This is a genomic window from Agromyces mediolanus (assembly GCF_014648575.1).
GTDB classification, from domain to species: domain Bacteria; phylum Actinomycetota; class Actinomycetes; order Actinomycetales; family Microbacteriaceae; genus Agromyces; species Agromyces mediolanus.
In genome coordinates this window covers 949,422-973,866 of record NZ_BMRJ01000001.1, presented here as the reverse complement: position 1 = coordinate 973,866, position 24,445 = coordinate 949,422, and the positions used below count along the sequence as shown (strand labels likewise).

Sequence of the window (24,445 nt, the reverse complement as noted above, 5' to 3'; positions counted from 1 at the left end):
CGGTGCTGCTGGCGCGGTGCCGGTGGTGCGTGCTGGTGGTGCTGCGTGCGGGGGAGTCGCCGGCCTACCAGAGGTCGAGGACGGGGGCGAGGTCGACCGCACCGTCTGCGGTGATGACCACGTTGCGCTCGAAGGTGGCGGCGGTGCCGCCCATCACGACGAAGCGCTCGAGGGCGAGAGTCATGCCGACCTCGATGGGCCGGTCGTTCTCGGGACGGATCCACGGGGCTTCGAAGCCGAGGCCGAGGCCGTGGCCGCCGGCCTGGAACTCGGCGTGCTCGAAGTCGTAGCCGCCCTCGGCGAGGAGCTCGTCGGCCGCGCGGGCGAGGTCGCCGACGGTCGCGCCGGGCCTGGCCGCGTCGGCGGCCGCGTCGATCGACGTGCGGGCGAGGCGGTAGGCCGCCTCCTGCGGGGCGGTCGGCTCGGCGCCGACGACGCGGCTCCGCGCGAAGTCGAAGAAGTAGCCGCGGTAGGCGCCGGTGAGATCGACGGTGAAGAGGTCGCCGGCCTGCAGCACCCGGTTCGAGTAGGTGGGCGGGGCGGGGATGCCGGGCGCCTCGGCGCCGAAGGTGTAGACGAAGGCATTCGCCATGACGGCCTCGTTGCGGGTGAGCTCGGCGACCATCGCGGCGACGGCGTCGGTCTCGCGCGCGCCGGGCACCAGGAACTCAGCGCCGGCGGTCAGCGCGCGATTGCCGATCTCGCCGGCGCGACGGAGCAGGGCGATCTCGGTCTCGGACTTGATGGAGCGCACGGTCTCGACGAGGTCGTCGGCGAGCACGAGCGCGCCGCGGCGCAGGCCCTCGGTGGCGCGGTCGACGGCGGCGAGCTGCTTGGCGGTCATCGTGTCGCTGCCGACGACGCCGATGCGGAGGCCGCTGCCGCCGCGCAGGGCTTCGCCGACGAGCTCGCCGAGGCTGCCGCCGGAGCGGCCGTCGAGGGCGAGGTGGCGGGTGGCGCCGATCGGCTCGGCATCGACGTCCTCCGAGCAGAGCACGAGCTCGTCGGCGGTGACCACGACGGCCGCGTAGCCGCGGTCGCTCCAGACGCCGGGCACGTCGCGGATGGTGGGGAAGACGGCGTAGTGGCCGCAGAGGTAGAGCACGTTGCCGTAGCGCTCGATGGTGCCGCCGCCGCGACCCCACACGACGATCGCGTCGAGCTCGGACTCGGCCATCAGCCGGCGCACGCCCGCGACTCGGGCGACGTACTCGCTCGGGGTGATCTGCAGCTCGACGGACACTGACAACTCCTTCGTTGATTCGGCCTTGACTACTGGTTAGTTTGTAGGACGATTAGTCGGAGAGTACCCGGGGTCGTCCCCGGCGTCAACGCCCGGGGTCGGCGAGCAGGACGGACCGTCCGGAATCCACCGCGCGGGCGGTCGAGCTGCTTCAATCGACTCGGAAGGGAACAGCATGGACTGGACTGAGATCGAGCAGGGCCGCACGCTGTCGGTGCCGGATCGGCTGTCGATCCGACTGGAGCGGCTCATCCTCGACGGCACGCTGCAGCCCGGCGAGAAGCTCCCGCCCGAACTCGAGCTCACCGAGCGCCTCGGCGTCTCGCGCGTCTCGCTGCGGCAGGCGCTGCACGAGCTCGAGCGGCGCGGCCTCATCGACCGCAAGCCCGGTCGCGGCACCGTCGTGCTCTCTCCGGCGGACGCGCGGGATGCCTCGGGCGCGGCCCTCGCCGAGGTGCTCGGTTCGACGGGCGGCGAGATCGCGCACATCCTCGAGCTCCGCTCGATCATCGAGCCGCCCATCGCCGCGCTCGCCTCGCAGCGCGCGACCCCGCGCGACCTCGTGCAGCTCGAGCAGCTCGTCGACGAGATGGCGTCGCCCGAGTCGAAGGAGCACTACGCCGAGCTCGACCGGGCCTTCCACCAGGCGATCGCCCAGTACACGCACAACCCGCTGCTCGCGATGCTGAACGAGCAGATCGCGAACCTCATCGCGCCGAGCCGCTCGACCGCGCTGCAGACGCAGGAGCGGCGCGACACCTCGACCGCGGCGCACCGCCGCATCCTCGCGGCGATCGCGTCCGGCGAGCCCGAGGTCGCCGAGCACGAGGCGGCGCTGCACATCGGCGCCGTGCGGGAGCAGATCGAGCACGCCGCGGCGGCGCTCGCGGCCGGCGCGACGGGCGACGGGGCGGACTGAGCCGAGGCATCCGACCGCCAGCGCGGCGGCCCGCACCACGGTCGAGCGAAAGTTTGACAGTTGGTAGGACCAAGTGCGACGCTGTGAGCACCGACGCATCCGCCGTGCGGATCGACGCGTCGCGATCGACCGCAACGAGAAGGCCCTGCCCATGACCACCAGCTCACCCCTCGGCGCCGTCGCGAGCTCGCACTACCTCGCCACCGAGGCCGGCGCAGCCGCATTGCGGGCCGGCGGCACCGCCGTCGACGCCGCGATCGCCGCCGCCGCGGCCCTCTGCGTCGTCTACCCGAACAACGTGGCGCTCGGCGGGGATCTCGTCGCCCTCGTGCGCAGCCCACAGGGTGAGATCAGCTTCGTCAACGCGACCGGCCGCTCCGCGGCGGGCGAATCGCTCGACGCGCTCCGCGCCCGGCATGACGGCGGGCTGCCGTCGCGCGGGGTCGACACCGTCACGGTCCCCGGCGGCATCCGCGGCTGGGAGGCGCTCGCCGCCATCGGCGGCCGTCTGCCCTGGGCTGATCGCCTCGAGGCGGCCCGCCGCTACGCCCGCGACGGCGTGCCGACCGCGACCTCGGTGGCCCGGGCCATCCGCGACGAACGCGCCGCGCTCGAGGCGGACGCCGGATGCCGCGCGCTGTTCCTGCCCGGCGGCCGCCCGCTCGACGAGGGCGAGCCGCTCGTGCAGCCCGCGCTCGCCGATACCCTCGACCGCATCGCCGAGCACGGACCCGACGAGTTCTACACCGGCGCGACCGCGAGCCGCTGGATCGACGGCCTCGCCGCCCTCGGCAGCCGCATCACCGCGACGGACGCCGCAGCCGCCCGCGCCGTCGTCGAGGCGCCGATCTCCGAGACCGTCGGCGAGCTCGAGGTCGTCACCGCCTCGCCGAACACGCAGGGCTTCTCCCTGCTGCGCACCGTCCGGGCGCTCGCGAACGGGCTGCTCGGCACGCCCGCCGACGCCCTCGGCACGGGGGCCGGAGCACTCGCGGCCGTCTTCCACGACAACAACCGCGTGCGCGGCGCCTGGCTGTCCGACCCCGATGTGGCCACGATCGACGCCGCCGGGCTCGTCGCCGCCGACGTGCCGCCGCTCGACGAGCTCCGCGCCGACCTCCCGGCCACCGGCGACACCGTCGGGCTCACCGCGGTGAGCGCCGACGGCTGGGCCGTGTCGCTCGTGCAGTCGGTCTACTGGGCGTTCGGCGCCTGCGTGCTGGAGCCGAGCACGGGCGTGCTGTTCCAGAACCGCGGCACGTCGTTCTCGCTCGACCCCGGCCACCCCGCCGCCTTCGGACCGGGCCTCCGCCCGCCGCACACGCTCATGCCCGTGCTCGTGCTGCGCGACGGCGAGCTGCTGCAGGCGCAGGCCACGATGGGCGGACAGGCCCAGCCGCAGATCCACGCGCACCTGCTGCTGCGCACCCTCGCCGGCGCCTCCGCGCTCGAGGCGACGAGCTCGCCGCGCTGGGTCGTCGGCGTGCAGGACGCCGGCGACGTCGAGGCCACCATCACGATCGAGCGGGATGTGCCGGAGGCGACGCTCACCTCGCTGCACGCGAGCGGGCTGAAGCCCAGGCTCGTGCCGCCGCGCGACGAGAACCTCGGGCACTCGAACCTCATCCGCGTCGTCGCGGGCGGCTACGACGCTGCGAGCGACCCGCGCTCCGACGGCTCGGCGATCGTCGTCGAGGCCGCCGCCGAGCTGCTCGAGGAGGCCGGCCGATGATGCAGGAGCGCACGCGCCTGTCGATCTGGATCCTCATCCTGCTCGGCGTCATGATGGGCTACTTCTCCGGCCTCTTCGGCGTGGGCGGCGGCATCGTGCTCGTGCCGATGCTCATGCTGTTCGGCGTCGACCAGCGCATCGCCGCGGGCACCTCCACCGCCGCGATCCTGCCCACGGCCATCGTCGGCACCGTGACCTACGGGCTCACCGGCCACGTCGACTGGATCGCCGCCGCGCTCATCGCCGTCGGCATGATCGTCGGCGCCCAGCTCGGCACCTACCTCCTCGCCCGACTGCCGCGCGCCGCGCTGTTCTGGGGCTTCCTGGGCTTCCTCGCGGTCGTCGCCGTGAGCCTCTGGCTCGTGGTGCCGCAGCGCGACGCCGAGATCGAGCTGAACGTCTGGCTCGGCGCGGCCCTCGTGGCGGTCGGCGTGCTGACCGGCATCCTGTCCGGCCTCATGGGCGTGGGCGGCGGCATCGTCGTCGTGCCCGTGCTGATGTTCTTCTTCGGCGCCAGCGACCTCGTCGCGAAGGGCACCTCGCTCGCGATGATGGTGCCCGGCTCGATCTCCGGCACGATCGGCAACGCCCGCCGGCGCAACGTCGACCTGCGGATGGCCGCGATCATCGGCGTGACCGCCTGCGTCGCCTCGCCCCTCGGCACGTGGACGGCCCAGTCCATCACGCCGTTCGTCTCGAACGTCGCGTTCTCGGTGCTGCTCGCCTTCGCCGCCTGGCAGCTCGTTCAGAAGCATCTGAAGTCCCGCCGCACCGCCGCCTGACCTCCGCTCCTCCCGGCGGCGCCGATTCGCAATACCCCTAGGGGGTATATCGTTGGCGCAAGCGGAACGGCGGGATGAAGGAGGTCGTCATGGGACTGTTCGCGATCCGGGAGTATCGCCGCCTGTTCGGCGCGCAGGTCATCGCCCTGTTCGGCACCGGCTTGGCGACCGTCGCGCTCGGGCTCCTCGCCTACGAGCTCGCGGGGCCCGCCGCCGGAACTGTGCTGGCGACCGCGCTGACGATCAAGATGGTGATGTACGTCGTCATCGCGCCGATCGCGGCGGCGTGGGCGGACCGGCTGCCCCGCCGCCTGTTCCTCACCCTGCTCGACGTCATCCGCGCGGGCGTCGTCGTCGCCCTGCCGTTCATCACCGAGATCTGGCAGATCTACGTGCTGATCGGCGTGCTCCAGGCGGCGTCGGCCGCGTTCACGCCGACCTTCCAGGCGGTCATCCCGGACATCGTCACGGATGAATCGCAGTACACCCGCGCGCTGTCCGCCTCGCAGGTCGCGTACACGATGGAGAGCCTGCTGAGCCCGGTGCTCGCCGCGCTCGCGCTGCTCGTCATGAGCTTCGACTGGCTGTTCGCGGGCACGGCGCTCGGCTTCGCGGTCTCGGCGGCGCTCGTCCTCGCGACGAGGATCCCGAACGCGACGCCGAGCGGCCGAGTCGGGGCGCGGGACCGCCTCAGCTCCGGCCTCGTCTCGTTCGCCCGGACGCCGCGGCTGCGCGGCATCATGGCCCTGAACCTCGTCGTCGCGGCGGCCGGGTCCATCGTCGTGGTCAACACCGTCAACTACGTCAGGGACCGGCTCGGCGGAGGTCAGGCCGATGTCGCCTGGATGCTCGCGGCCTCCGGTGGCGGAACGCTCCTCGTCGCGCTGGCCCTCCCGAGGGTGCTCGACCGCGTGTCCGATCGGGCGGTGATGCTGAGCGGTGCGGCCGCGCTGGTGGCGGGGCTCGCAGCCGCCGTCGCGATGGCCGCGACCGCGACGGAGTCCGTGCCGCTCACGGCGTCGATCTGGGTGGCGATCGGCGCGGGGATGGCCCTCATCGTGACCCCGACCGGTCGGGTCATCCGGAGCTCGATCGCCAGAGAAGGCCTGCCGGCCGCGTTCGCCGCGCAGTTCTCGCTGTCGCACCTGGCCTGGCTGATCACCTACCCGATCGCCGGGTGGCTCGGCGCCTCGAGCCTCGCCGTCGCCTGGGTCGCCCTGGGCGCGCTCGCGATGGGCGGCACCGTCGCCGCGCTCCTGCTCTGGCCGCGCGAGCCCGCCGCGGCACCGGCCGGCGGCGCCGACGCGGAGGCCGTCGAGGCGGAATGCGTCGCGGTCGCCGGGCAGAACGGATGCGTCCACGCGGTGTAGCCGGACGCGCAACGGGGGCCCGCCGAAACCGGCGAGCCCCCGTTGCGACGATCGATCAGTACGTCGAGACGCTGCCGGAGTTAACGGCCGCCACGATGATGACGATGTAGATGATGAAGAAGATGACGCCGAGCGCGGTGAGGATCGAGCCGACGATGACCCCGGCCTTGGCGAGGCCGTTCGGGTAGCCCGCCTTCTTCGACTGCGACTGCGCCACCGCGCTGATGATCAGACCGATCAGCGGCGTGATGATGGCGAGCACGAGACCGACGATGCCGAGGGTCTTGCCGGGGTAGTCGGCCGGCGGCTGAGCGGGAGTGTTGCTCATGAGGGGTGCCTCTCTGGGGTAGGGATCACGCGCTCCCGCGGAGCGCACCCGAGAGCGTAGCGGGGAAAACGGCGGTGCGGCAACGATTTCGCGGGGTTCAGTACCCAAATGGCCCCCGTTCCGTCCGGAACGGGGCATAGACATGGCGGGCGAGCGGGCGTAAGCTGCGTGTTCGGTCGCCTGAGCGGCCGAGTCCGGCCGCATCGACGGCCCGCAGGATCGAGAGAGGAGCGAGTGATGACCGACGCCTTCGTCGCGCGTTCAGCAGACACCCTCCTCGAGGCCGCCGCCTCCTAAGCCCGTCGCGGCACCCGGTGGCCTCACGATCCGAAAGCCACCATCGTGAACTTCCTCTCGTCTCTCGACGACTCCGCCGGCACGCCGCTCGACGCGGCGTCCGGTCTCTTCTTCTCCGCCGCCGAACCCGGCGACGGTCAACGCTGGTCGACCTGGCCGGCCACCATTCCCACCGAACGCGGCCCCGAGCCGCGACCCGACTGGCTCGTGACCTCGGCCGGCGCGATCGACACCGAGCTCGGCGTCGTGAAGAGCGGCAAGGAGGCCGACCTGTTCCTGCTCGAACGTGCCGTGCCGGGCGCACTGCCCGGAACCGTCGGCGAGCACGTCGTGCTCGCCGCGAAGCGGTACCGCGGCATCGAGCGCAGCGACTTCCACCGCTCCTCGATCTACACCGACGGCCGCGGCACCCGCCGCAGCCGCGACCAGCGCGCCATCGACAAGCGCTCCACCTTCGGCCGCGAGGTCGCGCGGGTGCAGTGGGCGAGCACCGAGTTCCAGGCGCTCAGCGAGCTCACCCGGCTCGGCGCGGCCGTGCCGTACCCCGTTCAGGTGCAGGAGACCGAGGTGCTGATGGAGTTCATCGGCGACGACCGGGTCGCGGCGCCGCGGCTCGCCCAGGTGCGGGCCGAGCCGGGCGAGCTGCGCGAGCTGTTCCACCAGCTCGTCGAGTTCATGCACGTGCTCGCCGGAGCCGGGCTCGCGCACGGCGACCTCTCGCCCTACAACGTGCTCGTGCACCACGGCCGCGTCGTCGTCATCGACCTGCCCCAGGTCGTCGACGTCATCGCGAACCCCGCGGGGCTCGAGCTGCTGCACCGCGACTGCGTCAACCTGTGCGAGTGGTTCACCCGACGTCGGCTCGAGTGCGACGCGGAGGAGCTGTTCGGCGAGCTGGTGGGGGTGCTGCACTGGTAGCGGGCGCGGCGGCCGTACGTGTTCCCCGGCTCGCAGACAGCGCCATGGCAAGGTAGAACCGTGCGCGTCGACAATCTTGACCTCCCGTTCGCCGTCACCGAGATGGGCGATGTGGAGGCGGAGCCGATCATCGTGCTGCCCGGCGGTCCGTGCCGCGGTCCGGAGTATCTGAGCGATCTCGGAGGCCTCGACAGAACGCATCGGCTCGTGGTCCTGCACCCGCGAGGAACCCCGCTGAGCGGCGGCCGCTCTCGTGGGTGGTGGACCGACGCCGACGACGTCGTCGCGTTGGCCGACGCGCTGGGCCTTGGCGGTGTCGATCTTCTCGCCCATTCCGCCGGCACTCGACTCGCCCTCGCCGTCGCCGCACGCGATCCGCACCGCGTCCGCTCGCTCGCCCTGGTGACCCCGCCGGCGACCTGGTTGAGCGGAACGCGACACGATGCAGCCTCCGTCGCCCTCGACACCACGGATCCCGCCGTCGTGGCGGCGCTTCGTTCGCTGGAACAGGACGAGCCCACTACCGAAGACGAGTATCTCGAGGCGTTCCAGCGCCAGGCTCCCGCGTCATACGCCCACTGGACCCGCGTCGAACAGGTCCACGCGACCGTCGGCGCGATGAGTCTGGCCTCGGCGCGCGCGTGGTTCAACGACATCCCTCCCGACGCGGCCGATCGCATCCGTGCAAGCAGCCTCCCGCCGACGCTCGTCATCGGCGGGGATCGCGACGCGCTCACGGGTGTCCAGCCGGTCGCGGACTGCGCCTCGCTCCTCGGCGCGCGTCTCGAGATGATCGAGGACTGCGGACACTACCCGTGGGTCGAGCAAGCAGACGCGTTCGTGCGGATCGCTGAGGAGTGGTTCTCGACGGTGCAGCTCCGCCACGTCTCCCGGCATCGAGACCCGAAGCCGGAAGCCGGAAGCCGACAAGCCGAGTAGCGAAGGAACGGGGAGCGCAGTCGCGCGGGTTCCCTGAGGCATCCGGCGCCCCGCCTCGCAACGCACCGCGCCGCGCCGGGGCGACAGGCATGGCGAACCGCGCGCATCGCTCGCCCCGCGCGATACAGTGCAGACGATCGACGCCGATCCCCGGACGAGCGCCGTCACCACCCGTTCACCGGATCTCGGGAGACTGCCGCCATGACCGACCCCACCGCGCCGCAGGGCGAGCCCAGCGGCGGCGACGCCGCCGACCGGCGCCCCCGCAACTTCCCGCCCGCCCCGATGACGACCGCGGAGGGCGCCGCGGCGACCATCGGCGTCGGCACGGAGCAGGTGGAGGCGGTCACGGAGGCCGGAGCCCGGCGCGGGCGCATCCTCGCGTGGGGGCTCTGGGACTGGGGCTCGGCGGCGTTCAACGCCGTCGTCACCACCTTCGTCTTCACGGTGTACCTCACGAGCGAATCGTTCGGCCCGAGCGGCACGGTCGAAGCGCAGCTGGGGTGGGCGCTCGGCATCGCCGGACTGCTGATCGCGCTGCTCGCGCCGATCACGGGGCAGCGCTCCGACACGAGCGGACGGCGCAAGCTCTGGCTCGCGGTCAACACGTACCTCGTCGTCGCCTGCACGCTCGCGATGTTCTTCGTGCTGCCGACGCCGGAGTACCTGCTGCTCGGCCTCTTCCTCGTCGCGGCGGGCAACGTCTTCTTCGAGTTCGCAGGCGTGAACTACAACGCGATGCTCGTGCAGGTCTCGACGCCGCGCTCCATCGGCAAGGTCTCGGGCTTCGGCTGGGGCATGGGCTACGTCGGCGGCATCGTGCTGCTGCTCATCGTCTACTTCGGCTTCATCCAGCCCGAGGTCGGCTGGTTCGGCGTGACGGGCGACGACGGCCTCGCGGTGCGCGTCTCGATGCTCGTCTCGGCCCTCTGGTTCGGCCTCTTCGCCCTGCCGGTGCTGTTCGCCGTGCCCGAGTACCGGGGACCCGCGGTGCGGCGCGAGCGAGTGGGCTTCTTCGCCTCCTACCGGCGCCTCGGCCGGGACATCGCGAAGCTCTGGAAGGAGGACCGCAACACGGTGTGGTTCCTGCTCTCGAGCGCGGTGTTCCGCGACGGGCTCGCCGGCGTGTTCACCTTCGGCGGCGTGCTCGCGGCCTCGGTCTTCGGCTTCTCCGCGGGCGAGGTCATCGTCTTCGCCATCGCCGCGAACGTCGTCGCCGGCATCTCGACCATCGCGGTCGGCGCGCTCGACGACAAGCTCGGCGCGAAGCCGGTGATCGTCGTCGCGCTCGTCGGACTCGTCGTGAGCGGGCTGATCGTGTTCTTCCTGCACGACGGCGGCCAGCTCGTGTTCTGGACGGCGGGCCTCGCGCTCTGCCTCTTCGTCGGCCCGGCCCAGTCGGCCAGCCGCACCTTCCTGGCGCGGCTCATCCCGGCCGGGCGCGAGGGCGAGGTGTTCGGCCTCTACGCGACGACGGGTCGGGCGGTGAGCTTCCTCGCCCCCACCGCCTTCGCGATCTTCGTGACGCTCAGCGGCAACCAGGCGTATTTCGGCATCCTCGGCATCGTCCTGGTGATCGCGATCGGGCTCGCGCTGCTCATCCCGGTGAAGTCGACGCGGAGCGCGCGGGACTGAGCGCAGCGCTCAACCGCGGCGCCAGCCCTCGGCGAAGCGGGCGAACAGCTCGGCGAACTGCGCGCGCTCGTCGTCGCTGAAGCCCTCGAGCGCGCGCTCGACCGCGCCGCGACGGCGGCCGAGGAGGGATCGCAGCGCCTGGCGACCGCTGTCGGTGATGACGAGGATGGCCCGGCGCGCGTCGTTCGGATCGGGCTCGCGTCGCACGTGACCCGCGGCGACCGCGGCGGCGACCAGACGGCTCGCCCGGGGCTGATCGACACCGATGCGCTCGGCGAGCTCGCCGACCGAGGCCGGGCCGTGCTCGTCCAAGAGGTGGAGCACGCGCAGCGCCGCCTGCCCGCCTCGACCGCCGGGGCCGCGCCAGCCGCCGCGCTCGGGGTCGCCGGGCGCGGCATCGCCGTGATGCCCGGCGCCGTGGGGACCCCGACCGTGGTGCCCGCCGCCGTGGGGGCCGCGGCCGTGGTGGCGCCCAACGCCCTCGTCGCCGCCGTGGGGGCCGCCGCCGCCTTGCGGGCCGCCACCGCGCGGACCGAAGCCGCGTGGCCCGCCGCGAAGCACCCCGAGCGCCGCTTCGATGCGGGACACCGGATCGTCCGAAGCCGAGCGTTCGCTGGGAGCCCCTTGACCACGATCAGACATACATGTCATAGTACATATACATGTCATAAGACATGCAATGTCGAAACACCGCGCACCGCGCGCCGGGACCCGCCGAGGCGGGCCACCGAGAGAGGAACACCATGACCACCCACGAAGATCACCCCACCCCCGAGCCGACCGAGGCCACGGCGGGCACCCGCCCGTTCGGCTTCTGGCTCAAGCTCGTCGACCGCCGCCTCTCCGAGGAGATGGCGGAGCTCTTCGCCGACGAAGGCCTCAGCCGCCGCGACTGGCGCGCACTGAACCTGTACGCCGGCGCCGCGGAGGACGAGCGGCTCGCCGCCCGCCTCTCCGAGCGGCCGAAGCTCGCCCATCGGCTCGCCGAGCACGGTTGGCTCGAACGCGGCGAGCTCACCGAGGAGGGCCGCGCGGCGCGCGAGCGCCTGCAGTCCCGCGTCGACGGATTCCGCGAGCGGGTCGCCGGCGCGGTCTCTGACGAGGACTTCGCGACCACGCTCCGCACGCTCGAGGCGATCGCCCGCGAGCTCGGCTGGGACGAGTCGCAGCCGATGCCCCGAGGCCGTCGCGGCGGCCGCCGCTTCCACGGCGAGCGCGGGGGCTTCCCGCACGAGCACGGCCTCCGCGGCGAGCGCCACGGCCGAGGCTTCGGCCACGAGCGCGACGGCGGGCCCGAGTGGCACCGCGAGTCACGCGGCGGGCGCCGCCGGCCCGGCTCGAGCCACGAGCCCTGCGGTCACGAGTCGCACGTCGGGCACGGCGAACGCCACGGACGCGACGAGCGCCACGGCGGTCGCGGACACGGTCGTGGTCTGCGACGCGAGCAGCTCGAGGTGCACGTGCACCTGCACCGCTGAACCGCGCCTCGGCCCCGCCGAGGCATCCATCCCGGAGCGCCGGTCCCGAACGGGGCCGGCGCTTCGTCGCGTCCGCCCGCCGCCCGCCGCCCGCCGCCTCACGAAGTCGCGCGAACGGCGCTTCCGCGGCCCCGCCAGGAGCCGTGTGCGCGACTTCGCATCGTGGAGTCGCGCAGTTCACTCTTTCGCCCGGCCCCGGAGCGCCGTTTGTGCGACGTCAGCGGCCGCGACCAGCCGGGGAGCAGGGCGACCGCTCAGCGCAGGGCGGCGCCGGGCTCCAGGACGCGCTCGGCGAGCTCGGCGGGCACCCCGAGGGCGAGCAGTCGGGCCCGGTAGGCGCGGCGGGCGCGCAGGTAGGGCAGCTCGTCGTCGCGGATGACGGCGAGGAGGTTCATCAGCTCGAAGGTGCCCTGAATCTCGAAGGCGAGCTGCTCGGGCTCGTCTCCGGCGGGGTCGAGGCCCGGCAGCTCCCCGCGCTCGGCGGCGAAGCGCGCGGTGAGCGCGAGGTAGCCGAGCCAGTCGTCGAGCTGCGCGGCGACGGCGTCGCGCACCTGGCCCGGCTTGGCGTGGAAGTCGGCCGCGGCCGCCGAGAAGAAGCAGCCGCCCGGGAACACCCGGTCCTGCGAGTAGGCGACGACCCGGTCGAGCAGGGCGACGAGCCGGCGCACTCCTCGGGGATGCACCCGCGCGGGGGCGATGACCGTGGCGGCGAAGCGTGCGCTCGCGGTCTCGACCGTCGCGAGCTGGAGCCGCTCCTTGCCGCCGAAGAGGGTCGCGACACTCGACTTGCCGACGCCGGCCGCCTCCGCGATGCGGGCGATGGAGAGCTGGTCGAGCCCCTCGACCGAGGCGAGGTCGACGGCCTGCGCCAGCACCGTCCGGCGCGAGGCATCCCCGCGGGCGCGACGCCCGTCGATCGCCGTCTGCTGCTGCATGCTCGCCTCCTCCACTCGATTTTACGCACGATCGTGCGTAAAGTAACCCGTACGATCGTTCGTATTCATTGCCCGCCATCCGGAGGCCGTCATGCCGAAGCTCCCCGCGTCCGTCGCCGCCCGCATCGCCATCGCCCGCGCCGCCGCCCCGCGCAGTCCGCGCCTCGCCGCGCGCGCCGTGCTCCCACTCTTCACGTCGACGCGCCCGCGCCGCCCGGTCTCGCCGCGCGAACGGGCGATCCACGACAGCGCCAGGCGCAGCTCGTTCACCGCCGCTGGCCACGAACTCGTGAGCTACGAGTGGGGCTCGGGCGCGCAGACCGTGCTGCTCGTGCACGGCTGGCGCGGTCGCGCGAGCCAGTTCGCCCCGCTCGTGCGCGAACTCCGCTCGGAGGGCTTCCGCGTCATCGCCTTCGACGCCCCCGCGCACGGCGACTCCCCCGGGCGCCGCGCCGACATCCGCGACTGGATCGCCGCGATCGAGGCCCTGCAGCAGCGGCACGGGCGCTTCAGCGCGATCGTCGGTCACTCGCTCGGCGGCCTCGCCGCGATGACCGCCGTCGCCGAGGGCACGAGCGCGGGCGGGGTCGTCGCCATCGCGAGCGTCGGCGACGCGGCGGTCACCACGAACGTCTTCGCCGGAGCCCTCCGGCTGGGCGATCGGGCCGCCGCCGAGCTCGCCACGGCGTTCATCCACCGCGTCGCGCCGGGCCTCGACCCCGTGGAGGTGTGGCGTCGCTTCGACCGTGTGGCGCACCCGATCCCCGCGCCGGTGCCGCTGCTGCTCGTGCACGACGCCGCCGACCGCGAGGTGCCGGTGAGCGAGAGCGAGCGCCTGCGCGCTGCGCACGACGAGCGCGCCCGCGCGGTCGTCGTCACCGGCTCCGGCCACACTCGGGTACTCGGCCACGACGCGACGCTCGACGCCGTCGCCGCCTTCGCGCTCCGCGGTCTCGCGGGCGTCGACGCGCTCGCGCCCGTCAGCGCGAGCTCGGCACGACCGACAGCGTGACGAGCACGCGGGCGATCGCGTAGCGCGTGCGCCCCTGCGGCGAGTGCGGGTCGTAGCCGAGCCGACGGCCGAGCACGAGCAGCCGCTCCTGCACCGTGGAGTGGTGGATGCCGCAGCGCGCCGCCGCCCCGCGCACGCTCCCGGTCTCGGCGAGCGCGTCGAGCAGGGCGAGCGCCCGGGCGTCCAGTGCGGCGAGCGCGACGGCGTCCGGGTGCGGCTCGGGCCGGGCATCGGCCGCCTCGGCGAGCAGCAGCAGCCCGCCGAGCTCCTCGGCGTCGACGAGCGGTCGGGCGTCGTCGGCGAGCCGGAGCGCGACGAGCGCCGAGGCCCACGACTCCGGGAGGCGCTCGGGCGGCAGTGCGAGACCGAGGCCGAGCTGCGTCGGCTCCGTGCCCGCCGGTCCGTCCTCCGTCGCCCGCCGCAGCACGGCGCGCACGAGCCCGTGGCGGGTCGCGACGACGGCGCTCGGGGCATCCGTCGGCGCCTTCGCATCGTGCGGTGCGGCGATCGCGCGCACCCGCGGCTCCGCGTCGAGCTGGAGCCGGGCGAGCGCGGCCCCGCGCTCCTCGGCGGTGGCATGCGGGTTCACGGCGATCTCGACCACGCCGGCGAGGCCCGAGCCGCCGGCCGCGCGGCGGGCCTCCGAGATGCCGAGGGCGATGGCGAGCCGCTCGAGCACCATCGCGTCGTTCGCGTGGGCGTCTCCGCTGCGCTCGAGCCAGCACACGGAGCCCTCGCCGACCGTGCGGAGCCGAGCGCCCGCGGGCGGGGCGACGGGGCTCGGCAGCCGCCCGCCGTCCTGTCCCACGCGGAGCCGGCGCGCCGAGCCGAGGAAGCCGACCGGCGCCCCGCTCAGCGCCGCAGCCCCGCGCAGCAGTGCCTCGGCGCCGACGCCCGCGGCGACGAGCGCGTCGAAGTAGGTGACGACCTTGAGGGTCTCACTCGCCTCGGGGTCGAGGGCAGTGAGCCGCCCGACGAGTTCCTGCATGGTGCGCTCCAAGCTCTGGCGACCACGATATCCCGGTGCGGGTGGTGCTCCGCCGCCGCGGCGGAAGGCAGGCGGTGCCGGCCGCGGCGACGGAAGCGTTCAGGGATCAGTCGCCGAGCAGGCGGGAGACCCAGTTGTCGCGCGCGGCCGTGGAGGCCTGCGACACGGCGGCCTGCGGGGCGAGCAGATCGAAGCCGTGGAAGCCGCCGGCCCACACGTGCAGCTCCGCCTGGACGCCCGCCTCCCACAGCTTCGTCGCGTACGCGACATCCTCGTCGCGGAACACCTCGGCGCTGCCGCAGTCGATGTACGCCGGGGGCAGGCCGGAGAGGTCGGTTGCGCGCGCGGGCGAGGCGTAGATCGAGACATCCGGCGTCCCGCGCCGCTCGCCGAGCAGAGCGGACCAGCCGGTGACGTTCGAGCCGCGGTCCCACACGCCGACGCCGTCGATCTGCTTCGTCGACACCGTGACGTCGCGGTCGTCGAGCATCGGGCAGATGAGCAGCTGACCGAGCAGCGCCGGGCCGCTGCGGTCGCGCGCGAGCAGCGCGGTGCCGGCCGCGAGCCCGCCGCCCGCGCTCGCGCCGGCGATGAGGATGCGGTCGGGGTCGATGCCGAGCTCGGCCGCGTGCTCGGCGGTCCAGACGAGGCCGGCGTAGCAGTCCTCGACGGGGTACGGGTCGGGGAATTCGGGGGCGAGCCGGTACTCGACGGTCACGAGCACGGCGTCGTAGCGGGCGATCCACTCGACGAAGCTCGCGACGCCGACCCAGCGGTCGCCGACGATCATGCCGCCGCCGTGGGTGTGGAAGATGCCCGGTCCGGTGCCGGTGCGGCCGCGGCGAGACACGATCGACACGGCGATCTCGTCGCCGCCGTGCCCCGGGATGATCACTTCACGGGTCTCGAGCTCGTACTCGGCGAGGAGCGGCGCGAGCTGGTCGAACACGACCGGGCCGGACTGCCCCTGCCGCATCACGGGGATGAACTCGGGAGTGATCGTCGAGGGCAGCTGGTCGCCGAGCACGGTGAGCGCCGCTTCGAGCTCGGGATCGAACGGCGGTCGGGAAAGGATGTCGGTCATCGGTACTCCATCGTCCGGGGCCACTCCATCGTGGCGCGTGCCGCCATGCTCCCCGCTCGTGGGCGCCGCCGGCACCCGCCGAGCGCGGCGGATCCGCGGCTCGATCCCCGCCGTTCGGCGGGGTCGTGGTGCTCGAGCTGCGCCGCGCGCTAGTTGCCGCGCGCGCCCGCCTCGCTCGCGCCGACGTCGGTGTGGTGGAAGTTCTGGAACGAGCGCGAGGCGGTCGGCCCGCGCTGGCCCTGGTAGCGGCTCGCGTAGTCGGCGGAGCCGTACGGCCGCTCGGCGGGCGAGGTGAGCCGGAAGAAGCAGAGCTGACCGATCTTCATGCCCGGCCAGAGCTTGATCGGCAGCGTCGCGACGTTCGAGAGCTCGAGGGTCACGTGACCGGTGAACCCCGGGTCGATGAACCCCGCCGTCGAGTGGGTCAGCAGACCGAGGCGGCCGAGCGAGCTCTTGCCCTCGAGCCGGGCGGCGATGTCGTCGGGCAGCGTGACCTGCTCGTAGGTGGAGCCGAGCACGAACTCGCCGGGGTGCAGGATGAACGGCTCGTCGGGCTTCACCTCGATGAGACGGGTGAGCTCCGGCTGGTCCTCGGCGGGATCGATGAAGGGATACTTGTGGTTGTCGAACAGCCGGAAGTACCGGTCGAGCCGCACGTCGACGCTCGACGGCTGGAGCATGGCCGGGTCGGACGGCTCGATGCCGATGCGCTCGCGTTCGAGTTCGGCACGGATGTCGCGATCGGAGAGCAGCACGCGCCCAGCCTAGTTGCTACGATGGTCTCCGTGACGTCGCAGGATGTCGCACGCCGAAGTAGTTCAATGGTAGAACTTCTGCTTCCCAAGCAGACAGCGCGGGTTCGATTCCCGTCTTCGGCTCCACGATAGTCCGCGTACACGTTCAGCAGCCTTTCGGCCGCGGAACCGAGGCAGACGGCGGTCGCGGAGACCCTTTCCTTCCGGTCCGGATCTCCGCGACCGGACGACTAGTTCGCCACCTCGATCCGGGTGGTGTTCGGCATCTGATTGATCCAGCCGTCGAAGAGCGTGCCCTTCTTCACGATCGAGAGCCCGCCTTTCAGGATGCCGATCTTGTCACCGCTGAGCGAGAACTGCTCGACGCCGTTGGCCTGATTGGTCCAGCCCGCAGACAGACCGCCCTCTTTTACCAGCAGCCCGCCGGTGGTGTTGACGCCCACTCGGATGCCGTCGAGCCTGATGGCCAACGCCCCCGTGCCTCCGGTCATGGTGGTCCAGCCGGCCCAGAGGTCGCCCTCCTTGACCATTGCGACGCCGCCCACGATCTTTCCGATGCGGTTCCCGCTGAGCGAGATGTCGTCAGCCACCCCCTGGCCGACCCACGCGGCGGACAGGTCGCCTTCCTTCACCGAAACGACGGCATTCGTGCCGATGATGCCGATGCGGTTGCCCGCCAGGTCAGCCTTCTTGACGCCGCCGCTCTGCTGCACCCATGCGGTAGACAGGTTGCCTTCCTTGACGTTGAGCACTCCGTCGCTCCCAAGGATGCCGATACGAAGTCCGTCGAGGACGATGTCCTTGATGCCGCCAGCCCCGCTCACCTGGACCCAACCGGCGTAGAGATCTCCTTCCTTGACATAGGCGGTTCCGCCGCTGACCACACCGATCCGATGCCCGGACAGCGAGAACGACGTCACGTTGCTCGCCTGGATCACCCAGTTCGCATACGGGTTCGGCTCCTTCACCCAGAGCCTCCCGTCAGCGCTGAGGACCGCGTACCGTTCGGGTGCCGCGGTGCCACCCTCTGATGCGTCGAGCCGCGCGGCGATGTATGGAATCGGATCGAAGCGGGCAGCACCCCCGCGCGTGCCCGCCGAGTCCGACCCCATGGTGAGGTGGAGATGGGGGGCGTAGTGCTGCGTGGCGGTTCGAGTGCCGCCGACCGTCCCCACGATCACGCCGCGCGCGATCTCTTGGCCGACGGAGACAGACCGGTCGGTCAGGTGGCAGTAGCCGCTGAACGCACCGTCCGGGTGGTGAATCGTGACGACGTTGCCGAGCCCGTCGTACCAGTCGCTGTAGACGACCACCCCTCCGGCGATCGCTGGCACGGGGGTGCCCGCAGTTCCCGACGCACCTCCGTTGAAGTCCGCTCCGCGGTGCGGGTTCTCCGGCGACCGCCACGGCGGGGACGTGTTGCCGAACGGGTCGGATGCGTCGTACCACTCGATGGGGAATGGGTATTGATACCGAACCATGCTTACTCCTTCATTACGTGACTTCCGGCCCATCGGTCGATGGCCATGTATCGAATACACATTCGAACGTAGAAGGAAAATTGCGGGCATAGGAAGCCGACACTCCGTCCCGGAAGTCAAGACCGCAGCCGGATTGTTGCCAACACGGAACGGATGGAAGTCGGCGGATATCGGGCCGGCGTGTCGAGTTCTCACTCCCCTTCATCGATCCGTAGTTTCGAACACGCATTCGAATATCGGGTCGCCGACCGGCGGCCCGGAAGCTACGGAACGAAAGGAGGAACATGGTTCAGTACCAGCATCCGTTCTCCAATCCGGACCTCGCCGACGGCTGGGGGTCATGGGCCGGCGGTCGCAGCCAAGCGCACCGCGGACTCGACTACCCGCAGGCTGCCGACACGCCCATCCCGGCTGTGGCGGACGGCACCGTCAGGCACAACGTCTGGAACGACGCGCTCGGCTGGGTCCTCGTCATCGCGCACGCCGACGGCGTGTTCTCGGGCTACAGCCACATGATCCGGCAGTCGCCGCTCGCGGTCGGCGCGTCCGTCGCACGCGGCCAGATCATCGGCAACGTCGGCAATGAGGGCACCGCCTCGCAGGGCAACCACCTGCACCTGACCATCACCTACACGCACGACGGCACGTGGAACAACGGAGACCTCAGCGTCACCACCGATCCATGGATGTACATCAACGCCCGCCTCACCGGAAATCCCACCACCACCCCTCACGTAAGGAACAACAACGGCATGTCTTCGCTCTTCCACATTCAGAACACCGATGGCTCGCACACGTGGGCCCTCGCCGGTGACGGCCGCGGCACTGCGGCCTGGCTGCAGATCTCCGACGTGAACGTCGCGAACGGCCTCGCCGGGCAGCACGGGACCGCGGTCAACCTCGACTGGGGCACCTGGCAGGCCTGGAAGACCGCCTACCTCTCGAAGGAGCCCGTCCAGCAGTAGCTCTCCGACGCCGCGCCCCCTCCCGCGTTCGAGCGGGAGGGGGCGCCTCGTCGTGCGGGGCGCCTGATCGTCCAGTCCATGTTCTGGGTGCGCGGGGCATGGGATTCCGTGGATGCCACGGCTTGGATTGACTCCACTGCACCTAGTACAGAGGAGTACCGATGAGCATCCTGGTCCAGACCGACGCCTGCGTCGGCGCCGGGCAGTGCGCCCTCGTCGCCCCCGACGTGTTCGACCAGGACGACAACGGCATCGTCCTGCTGCTCGAGCCCGATCCCCAGGGCGCCGACCTCGCGGCGGCGACCCGCGCCGTGCGGCTCTGCCCTGCCCGCGCGATCGCGCTCTCGACGACATGAGCGCCCCCGCACGCGTCGTCATCGTCGGCGCGTCGATCGGCGGGCTCACCGTCGCCGAGTCGTTGCGCGACGAGGGCTTCGACGGCGAGATCACCCTGCTCGGCGACGAGCCGCACCTGCCGTACACCCGGCCGCCGCTGTCGAAGCAGATCCTGGCTGGCGAATGGCAACCGGATCAGGCCGCCATCCGCACGGCGGCGGAGCTCGACGAGCTCGGCATCCGCGTGCTCACCGGCCGGCGGGCGACCGGACTCGACGTCGGCGCGCGTACCCTGCACACCGGCGACGGTCCGATCGACTTCGACGAACTCGTGATCGCGACGGGCACGGAGCCCCGACGCCATCCCGCGCTGGCCGAGGCATCCACCCTCCGCACCATGGACGACGCGCTGCGACTGCGCGAGCGGATGGAGGCGGCCCGTCGCGTCGCGGTGATCGGCTCCGGCATCCTCGGCTCCGAGATCGCGAGCGCCGCGCGCAAGCGCGACGCGGAGGTGCTGCTCGTCGGCCGCTCCGGTGCGCTCGGCTTCGGCGGGGTCGGCACCCTGCTGAGCGAAGAGCTCGTGCGGCTGCACGAGGCGCACGGGGTCGAGCTCTCCCTCCGCGCCGAGCTCGTCGCCGCAAGGCCCGCCGGCACGTCGACCGCACCGGACGCCACCGAGCTCGGGTTCGCCGACGGCACCACGCGCACCGTCGACCTCGTCGTCACCATGATCGGCGGCACCCCGTGCACCGACTGGCTCGCCTCCTCGACGCTCGAGCTCGCCGACGGCATCGCCTGCGACCGCCTCGGCATCGCCGCCCCCGGCATCTCCGCGGTGGGCGACGTCGCCGCGTGGTTCGACCCGATCACCGGGCGGCACCGCCGCGTCGAGCACCAGAGCAACGCCATCGAGCAGGCCATCGCCGTCGCCGGGCGCCTCGCGCACGGCGCCGAGGGCGCACAGCCGGTGCCGCTGTTCTGGTCCGAGATCCACGGCACCCGCATCCACGCCTACGGCTGGTTCGACCCCGAACGTCCGCTCGCCGAGCTACCGAAGAGCGCCGAACTCCCGAATACCGCCGAGTCCGTGGGCACCGTCTTCGGCAGCCACGACGGCGCCGGCGAGCTGCGCGGCGTCGTCGGCTGGAACGCCCCGCCCCGCGACTTCCGCACGGCCCGCGCGGCCGTCGTCACCTCCGCCCATCCCCTCGTCGCCCACTCCTGAAAGAAGCCAGATCGATGACGATCCCCGCCGAATGCCCGTTCCACTCCCGCTCCCTCCCCGGCGACGGCACCCCGCTCACGCCGTCCCCGCAGCTCGCCGCCTGGCGCGAAGCCGGCGCGTTCATGCCGCTCGACTTCCAGGACGGCCACGAGGGCCTCGTCGCCACCCGATACGAGGCGGCGGTCGCCGTGCTGCAGGATCCGCGGTTCAGCATGCGCCCCTCGCGGATGCCGGTCGGCCCGCCCGCGCACGGCGAAGAGGGCAAGGCCGAGAGCGCCGCGGTGCCGCTCGAGGCGCCGGGCGAGCTGGATGCCTCGGGGCAGGCCTCCGACGAGCTCAACCTCCTGAACCTCGACGGCGAGGAGCACGCGAAGCTCCGGCGCGCCGTGACCGCCCGCTTCTCGGTGCGTCAGGCGCGGGCCCGCGAGCCGTGGATCCGTGCCATGGTCGCCGAGCAGATCGAGGCGCTGCGCGAGCGCGGCCCGGTCGTCGACCTCTGGCGCGACTACGCCATGCCGATCTCGGCCCGCACGCACTGCCACGTCATCGGCATCCCGGAGCACCACTACGAGCGCTTCGTCGCGCTCTTCGTCGAGGAGTCGACGGCGCAGCAGAAGTACGACTTCATCCGCGCCCTGCTCGCGGAGCGCGCGGACTCGCCGGGCGAGGACGTCATCACCGACCTGCTGCAGAACCCCGAGCTCGACCGGGTCGAGGTCGAGGCGCTGCTGCGCCTGCTGATGGGCGCGGGGCGCGACTCCGTCGCCTACCTGATCGCGACGGCCTCCGTCGCGATCCTGACGAACCCCGAGCAGCTGGCCATCCTGCGCGCGGACCCCGAGCAGCTGCGTCCGGCGGTCGAGGAGTTCATGCGCGCCGGCGCCATGTTCGTGACGCTCTTCGCCCGCACCGCGCTCGAAGACGTCGAGATCGAGGGCACGCGGATCCCCGCCGGCACCTCGGTGTCCGTCTCGCCCGTCGCGGCGAACCGCGACCCCGGGCACTGGGGCGAGCGCCCGGAGGACTTCGACGTCACGCGGGACGCGTTCGGTCACCTGGGCTTCGGCTACGGCATCCACGGATGCATCGGCCAGCAGGTCGCCCGCGTCGAGATCCGCGAGGCCATCGCGGCCCTGCTGGAGTCGTTCCCCGGCCTCGCGCTCGTCGACGCGGAGCAGCTCACCCCGCAGCCCTTCGCGCACCCGGTCGCCGTGTACGAGGCGGGCACCGTCTCGGTCCGCCTGGAGGCCGCCGCCTGACGCTCATGCGACCTACCATGGTCGATGTGACGCTGCTGCACCCCGACGACGACCCCGTCGTCGTCGGCGCGAACTGGTACCGCTTCACCTCGGGCGAGCAGATCGTGAACCCGCACGTGATGAGCGTCTCGTTCATCTGGATCGTGAGCGGTGGCGGCGAGATCCGCGCCGGCGGGCAGAGCTGGACCGTCGACGCGCAGCACGTCGTGCGGCTGCCGTGGCACCACCGGGTCGAGTACCGCGCGAACCGCCGCGGACCGTTCCACATCGGCACCCTGCACGTCGTGCCCCGCTACGACCGTTCAGCGCCCGTCGTGCCCCGGGTCGCGCACCTGCCGGGCGACCCGCTGCTCGACGATCCGGCCAGGCACGGCGATGCGGCGGCGTTCCGCCCCGGCCTGTCGACGATGCGGAACGCCGCCGCCCGGCGCATCACCGAGTTCGGCACGATCGCCATCGAGCGACTCGGCGAGGGCGCCTTCGACGAGGAGTACTTCCGGGCGCTCGGGCGGCTCATCCTCTTCGAGAACGCCGCCTGGGCCGACAGCCACGCGCAGCAGACCGCCGTACCCGGCTCGCTCGAGCTGATGATGACATTCATCCGCCACCACATCGCCGAGCCGCTGACCGTCGCCCGGGTCGCCGAGGCGGCCAGGTGCAGCGAGACGACCGCGCAGCGCCTGTTCACCCGGCATACCGGCGAGTCCATGCAGGCGTGGATCCGGCACGTGCGCCTGCGCGAGGCCGGCAGCCTGCTGCGCACCACCGGCATGCGGGTGAGCGAGGTGGCGCAGCTCGTCGGCTACCCCGATCCGCTGTACTTCTCGCGCGCGTTCCGCCGCGCGTACGGGGTCTCGCCGACCCAGTTCGCGCGCGACACCGTGCGGCCGTGAGGCGGCGGCGAGCGCTGCTCGTCCAGTCCATGTTTCCGCGTTCCGGTGTCCTTCGGCGGGCCATCCGCGCTTCGTAGATTCGAAGGGCCGCGCCGGATGCGCGGCGCGGTGTGCACCCCGCGCGCCGCCGCGCGCAAGCAGCGCGCCCCGAGCGTGAAGGAGCGCACCAGCACATGACCGTTCATCGCCGACCGTTCGGTCGCACCGGGTGGGAGATCAGCGAGGTGTCGTTCGGCGCCTGGCAGCTCGGCGGGCAGTGGGGGCCGGTCGACGACGACGCCTCGGTCCGCGCGCTGCTCGACGCCTACGAGCGCGGCATCAACTTCGTCGACACCGCCGAGATGTACGGCTCCGGGCACAGCGAAGAGGTCGTCGGCCGATCGCTGCGGGAGTGGGGCGGTGAGCGCGTCTACGTCGCCACGAAGGTGCAGCCGCCCGAGTGGCCGCACCCCTCGGTCGACGACCCCGACATCGCGGCCGCCTACCGCCCGGAGTACCTGCGCGAACAGGCCGAGCAGTCGCTGCGCCGCCTGGGCGTCGAGCGGATCGACCTGTACCAGCTGCACTGCTGGATGCCTCGCGGCATGCAGGAGCTCGGCTGGCTGGAGACCCTGCACGAACTGCGCGCGGAGGGCAAGATCGACCGCATCGGCGTCTCGCTGCGCGACTACCGGGCCGACGAGGGGGTGGCCCTCGCCGAGTCGGGGCTGGTCGACTCGATCCAGGTCATCTACAACCTGTTCGAGCAGCGGCCCGAGGAGGCGCTGCTGCCGGCGGCCGCCGGGTCCGGCACGGCGATCATCGTGCGCGTCGCCCTGGATTCCGGCTCGCTGAGCGGGGCGTGGACCCCTGCGACGTACGCGCAGTGGGCGGATGACTCGGTGCTGAAGACGATGTTCCGCGGCGAGCGCTTCACCGAGACGCTCGAACGCGTCGAGGCGATCAAGGCGGTCACGGCGCCGTACTACGGCGGGCTCGACGAGGCCGCCGTGCGCTTCGTGCTGGACCGCCCGGAGGTGTCGACGGCGATCGTCGGGATGACCTCGCAGCGGCGCATCGCCCGCAATCTGTCGTTCGCCGACGGGCGCGGACTCGCCGAGGGGCTGCGCGAGCGGCTCGCCGGCTTCGGATGGGAGAGGAACTTCTACGTATGAGCGACACGACCGCAGCCACCGACGTCTCACCCGCGATCGAGCGGCTGAGCCCCGAGCAGATCGAGGCGCGCCTGGCGCACGCCTCCGTCGCGTACCTGCCGCTCGGCTCGCTCGAGTTCCACGGCCCGCACCTGCCGATCGGCCTCGACGCGCTCACCGCCTACGGCATCTGCCTGCGAGCGGCCGAGCAGCACGGCGGCGTCGTGCTTCCCGCCTCCTACCACGCGGTCGGCGGCGAGCACTCGCGCTACCCGTGGACGCTCATGAGCGACACCCCCGAGGCGATCGAGGCGCTGCTCGGCGAGCGCCTCGCGCGGCTCTCGGAGCTGGGCGTGCGCCGCGCCGTCATCCTGAGCGGCCACTTCGCCGAGGAGCAGCGCGAGCTGGTCGAGCGGGTCGCCGATCGCTGGAACGGCACGGATGCCCCGCTCCGCGCCGTGGCCCGCACGCTCGGCCAGGCCCCGACGCCGCCGGTCGCGCCCGACCACGCCGGCCGATTCGAGTCGCTCCTGCTGCACGCCCTCTCGCCCGAGCTCGTGCACGTCGACGCACTGCCCGACCCCACGACGCATCCGGCCCCTGACGGCGAGGACCCCTACGGCCAGGACCGGCACCGCGCCGACCACCCGCTGCACGGCGTCTTCGGCGCCGATCCCCGCCGCCTCGACACCGAGAACGCCGAGCCGCTGCTCGCCCACCTCGTGGACTGGGTCG

The 24,445-nt window shown here is 72.4% G+C and carries 23 protein-coding genes, 1 tRNA gene and 1 pseudogene; 17 read left to right on the top strand and 8 right to left on the bottom strand.

Annotated features, from left to right (window positions below):
- Positions 1-64: 64 nt before the first annotated feature.
- A complete protein-coding gene (locus tag IEY71_RS04625; protein WP_189084091.1) occupies positions 65-1,243 on the bottom strand; it encodes a M24 family metallopeptidase in 1,179 nt (392 codons plus the stop codon).
- Between the two features lie 175 nt (positions 1,244-1,418).
- Here IEY71_RS04625 and IEY71_RS04620 point away from each other — a divergent pair, with 175 nt between their 5' ends.
- The 4 genes from IEY71_RS04620 (at position 1,419) to IEY71_RS04605 (ending at position 6,046) form a co-directional block, all read left to right on the top strand.
- Entirely contained in the window at positions 1,419-2,162 is a 744-nt protein-coding gene (locus IEY71_RS04620) for a FadR/GntR family transcriptional regulator (RefSeq protein ID WP_189084090.1), read from the top strand.
- A 151-nt stretch (positions 2,163-2,313) separates the two neighbouring features.
- Positions 2,314-3,894, top strand: coding sequence for a gamma-glutamyltransferase (locus tag IEY71_RS04615; RefSeq protein WP_189084089.1), 1,581 nt, complete (start codon positions 2,314-2,316; stop codon positions 3,892-3,894).
- Positions 3,891-4,676, top strand: a complete 786-nt coding sequence (locus IEY71_RS04610; protein ID WP_308426121.1) for a sulfite exporter TauE/SafE family protein — start codon at positions 3,891-3,893, stop codon at positions 4,674-4,676. The genes IEY71_RS04615 and IEY71_RS04610 overlap by 4 nt, the downstream gene beginning before the upstream one ends.
- Before the next feature lie 89 nt (positions 4,677-4,765).
- Positions 4,766-6,046 (top strand): MFS transporter, encoded by a 1,281-nt coding sequence (locus tag IEY71_RS04605; RefSeq protein WP_189084088.1) that lies wholly within the window; start codon positions 4,766-4,768, stop codon positions 6,044-6,046.
- Positions 6,047-6,101: 55 nt separating this feature from the next.
- On the opposite strand, the gene IEY71_RS04600 is transcribed toward IEY71_RS04605, so the two are convergent.
- The gene (locus tag IEY71_RS04600) at positions 6,102-6,374 is read right to left on the bottom strand and encodes a DUF4190 domain-containing protein (protein WP_189084087.1); all 273 of its coding nucleotides are present in this window, start codon (positions 6,372-6,374) and stop codon (positions 6,102-6,104) included.
- A 342-nt stretch (positions 6,375-6,716) separates the two neighbouring features.
- Here IEY71_RS04600 and IEY71_RS04595 point away from each other — a divergent pair, with 342 nt between their 5' ends.
- From IEY71_RS04595 to IEY71_RS04585, 3 genes are all read left to right on the top strand, one after another.
- Positions 6,717-7,589 carry a serine protein kinase RIO gene (locus IEY71_RS04595; protein WP_229781526.1) on the top strand — a complete coding sequence of 291 codons (873 nt, stop codon included), beginning with the start codon at positions 6,717-6,719 and terminating at the stop codon, positions 7,587-7,589.
- A 60-nt stretch (positions 7,590-7,649) separates the two neighbouring features.
- Positions 7,650-8,528: an alpha/beta fold hydrolase gene (locus IEY71_RS04590; protein ID WP_229781525.1), complete on the top strand. Its 879-nt coding sequence runs from the start codon at positions 7,650-7,652 to the stop codon at positions 8,526-8,528.
- A 285-nt stretch (positions 8,529-8,813) separates the two neighbouring features.
- The gene (locus tag IEY71_RS04585) at positions 8,814-10,163 is read left to right on the top strand and encodes an MFS transporter (RefSeq protein ID WP_189085069.1); all 1,350 of its coding nucleotides are present in this window, start codon (positions 8,814-8,816) and stop codon (positions 10,161-10,163) included.
- 9 nt (positions 10,164-10,172) lie between these two features.
- On the opposite strand, the gene IEY71_RS18320 is transcribed toward IEY71_RS04585, so the two are convergent.
- On the bottom strand, positions 10,173-10,487 hold the full coding sequence (locus tag IEY71_RS18320; RefSeq protein WP_229781523.1) for a MarR family winged helix-turn-helix transcriptional regulator: 315 nt from the start codon (positions 10,485-10,487) through the stop codon (positions 10,173-10,175).
- Positions 10,488-10,906: 419 nt separating this feature from the next.
- Between IEY71_RS18320 and IEY71_RS04575 the strand changes: the two genes are divergently transcribed.
- Positions 10,907-11,641 (top strand): MarR family winged helix-turn-helix transcriptional regulator, encoded by a 735-nt coding sequence (locus tag IEY71_RS04575; RefSeq protein ID WP_189084085.1) that lies wholly within the window; start codon positions 10,907-10,909, stop codon positions 11,639-11,641.
- 254 nt (positions 11,642-11,895) lie between these two features.
- On the opposite strand, the gene IEY71_RS04570 is transcribed toward IEY71_RS04575, so the two are convergent.
- Entirely contained in the window at positions 11,896-12,576 is a 681-nt protein-coding gene (locus IEY71_RS04570) for a TetR/AcrR family transcriptional regulator (RefSeq protein ID WP_189084084.1), read from the bottom strand.
- A 91-nt stretch (positions 12,577-12,667) separates the two neighbouring features.
- On the opposite strand from IEY71_RS04570, the gene IEY71_RS04565 reads away from it, so the two are divergent.
- A complete protein-coding gene (locus IEY71_RS04565) occupies positions 12,668-13,588 on the top strand; it encodes an alpha/beta hydrolase (RefSeq protein WP_189084083.1) in 921 nt (306 codons plus the stop codon).
- Here the strand turns inward: IEY71_RS04565 and IEY71_RS04560 are convergent.
- The 3 genes from IEY71_RS04560 to dcd form a co-directional block, all read right to left on the bottom strand.
- Positions 13,557-14,576 carry a helix-turn-helix domain-containing protein gene (locus tag IEY71_RS04560; RefSeq protein WP_229781522.1) on the bottom strand — a complete coding sequence of 340 codons (1,020 nt, stop codon included), beginning with the start codon at positions 14,574-14,576 and terminating at the stop codon, positions 13,557-13,559. The two genes, IEY71_RS04565 and IEY71_RS04560, sit on opposite strands and share 32 nt — an antisense overlap.
- A gap of 106 nt (positions 14,577-14,682) precedes the next feature.
- On the bottom strand, positions 14,683-15,660 hold the full coding sequence (locus IEY71_RS04555; protein ID WP_189084081.1) for an alpha/beta hydrolase: 978 nt from the start codon (positions 15,658-15,660) through the stop codon (positions 14,683-14,685).
- 149 nt (positions 15,661-15,809) lie between these two features.
- Positions 15,810-16,415 (bottom strand): dCTP deaminase, encoded by a 606-nt coding sequence (dcd, locus tag IEY71_RS04550; protein ID WP_189084080.1) that lies wholly within the window; start codon positions 16,413-16,415, stop codon positions 15,810-15,812.
- A 52-nt stretch (positions 16,416-16,467) separates the two neighbouring features.
- Between dcd and IEY71_RS04545 the strand changes: the two genes are divergently transcribed.
- Positions 16,468-16,541: transfer RNA gene (locus tag IEY71_RS04545), tRNA-Gly, on the top strand.
- A 104-nt stretch (positions 16,542-16,645) separates the two neighbouring features.
- Here the strand turns inward: IEY71_RS04545 and IEY71_RS04540 are convergent.
- Positions 16,646-17,896 carry a M23 family metallopeptidase gene (locus IEY71_RS04540; protein ID WP_189084079.1) on the bottom strand — a complete coding sequence of 417 codons (1,251 nt, stop codon included), beginning with the start codon at positions 17,894-17,896 and terminating at the stop codon, positions 16,646-16,648.
- 284 nt (positions 17,897-18,180) lie between these two features.
- On the opposite strand from IEY71_RS04540, the gene IEY71_RS04535 reads away from it, so the two are divergent.
- From IEY71_RS04535 to IEY71_RS04505, 7 genes and pseudogenes are all read left to right on the top strand, one after another.
- Positions 18,181-18,861, top strand: coding sequence for a M23 family metallopeptidase (locus IEY71_RS04535; RefSeq protein ID WP_189084078.1), 681 nt, complete (start codon positions 18,181-18,183; stop codon positions 18,859-18,861).
- Positions 18,862-19,019: 158 nt separating this feature from the next.
- Positions 19,020-19,217 (top strand): annotated as a pseudogene (locus IEY71_RS04530) (ferredoxin); the annotation flags it as partial.
- Complete coding sequence (locus tag IEY71_RS04525; RefSeq protein ID WP_189084076.1) at positions 19,214-20,425, top strand: NAD(P)/FAD-dependent oxidoreductase; 1,212 nt, start codon at positions 19,214-19,216, stop codon at positions 20,423-20,425. The pseudogene IEY71_RS04530 and the gene IEY71_RS04525, both read left to right, overlap by 4 nt.
- A gap of 14 nt (positions 20,426-20,439) precedes the next feature.
- Complete coding sequence (locus tag IEY71_RS04520; RefSeq protein WP_189084075.1) at positions 20,440-21,684, top strand: cytochrome P450; 1,245 nt, start codon at positions 20,440-20,442, stop codon at positions 21,682-21,684.
- Positions 21,685-21,710: 26 nt separating this feature from the next.
- Positions 21,711-22,577: a helix-turn-helix transcriptional regulator gene (locus IEY71_RS04515; protein WP_189084074.1), complete on the top strand. Its 867-nt coding sequence runs from the start codon at positions 21,711-21,713 to the stop codon at positions 22,575-22,577.
- A gap of 173 nt (positions 22,578-22,750) precedes the next feature.
- A complete protein-coding gene (locus tag IEY71_RS04510) occupies positions 22,751-23,731 on the top strand; it encodes an aldo/keto reductase (protein ID WP_189084073.1) in 981 nt (326 codons plus the stop codon).
- On the top strand, positions 23,728-24,445 hold a 718-nt coding region (locus IEY71_RS04505), incomplete at its 3' end, for a creatininase family protein (RefSeq protein WP_189084072.1). The genes IEY71_RS04510 and IEY71_RS04505, both read left to right, overlap by 4 nt.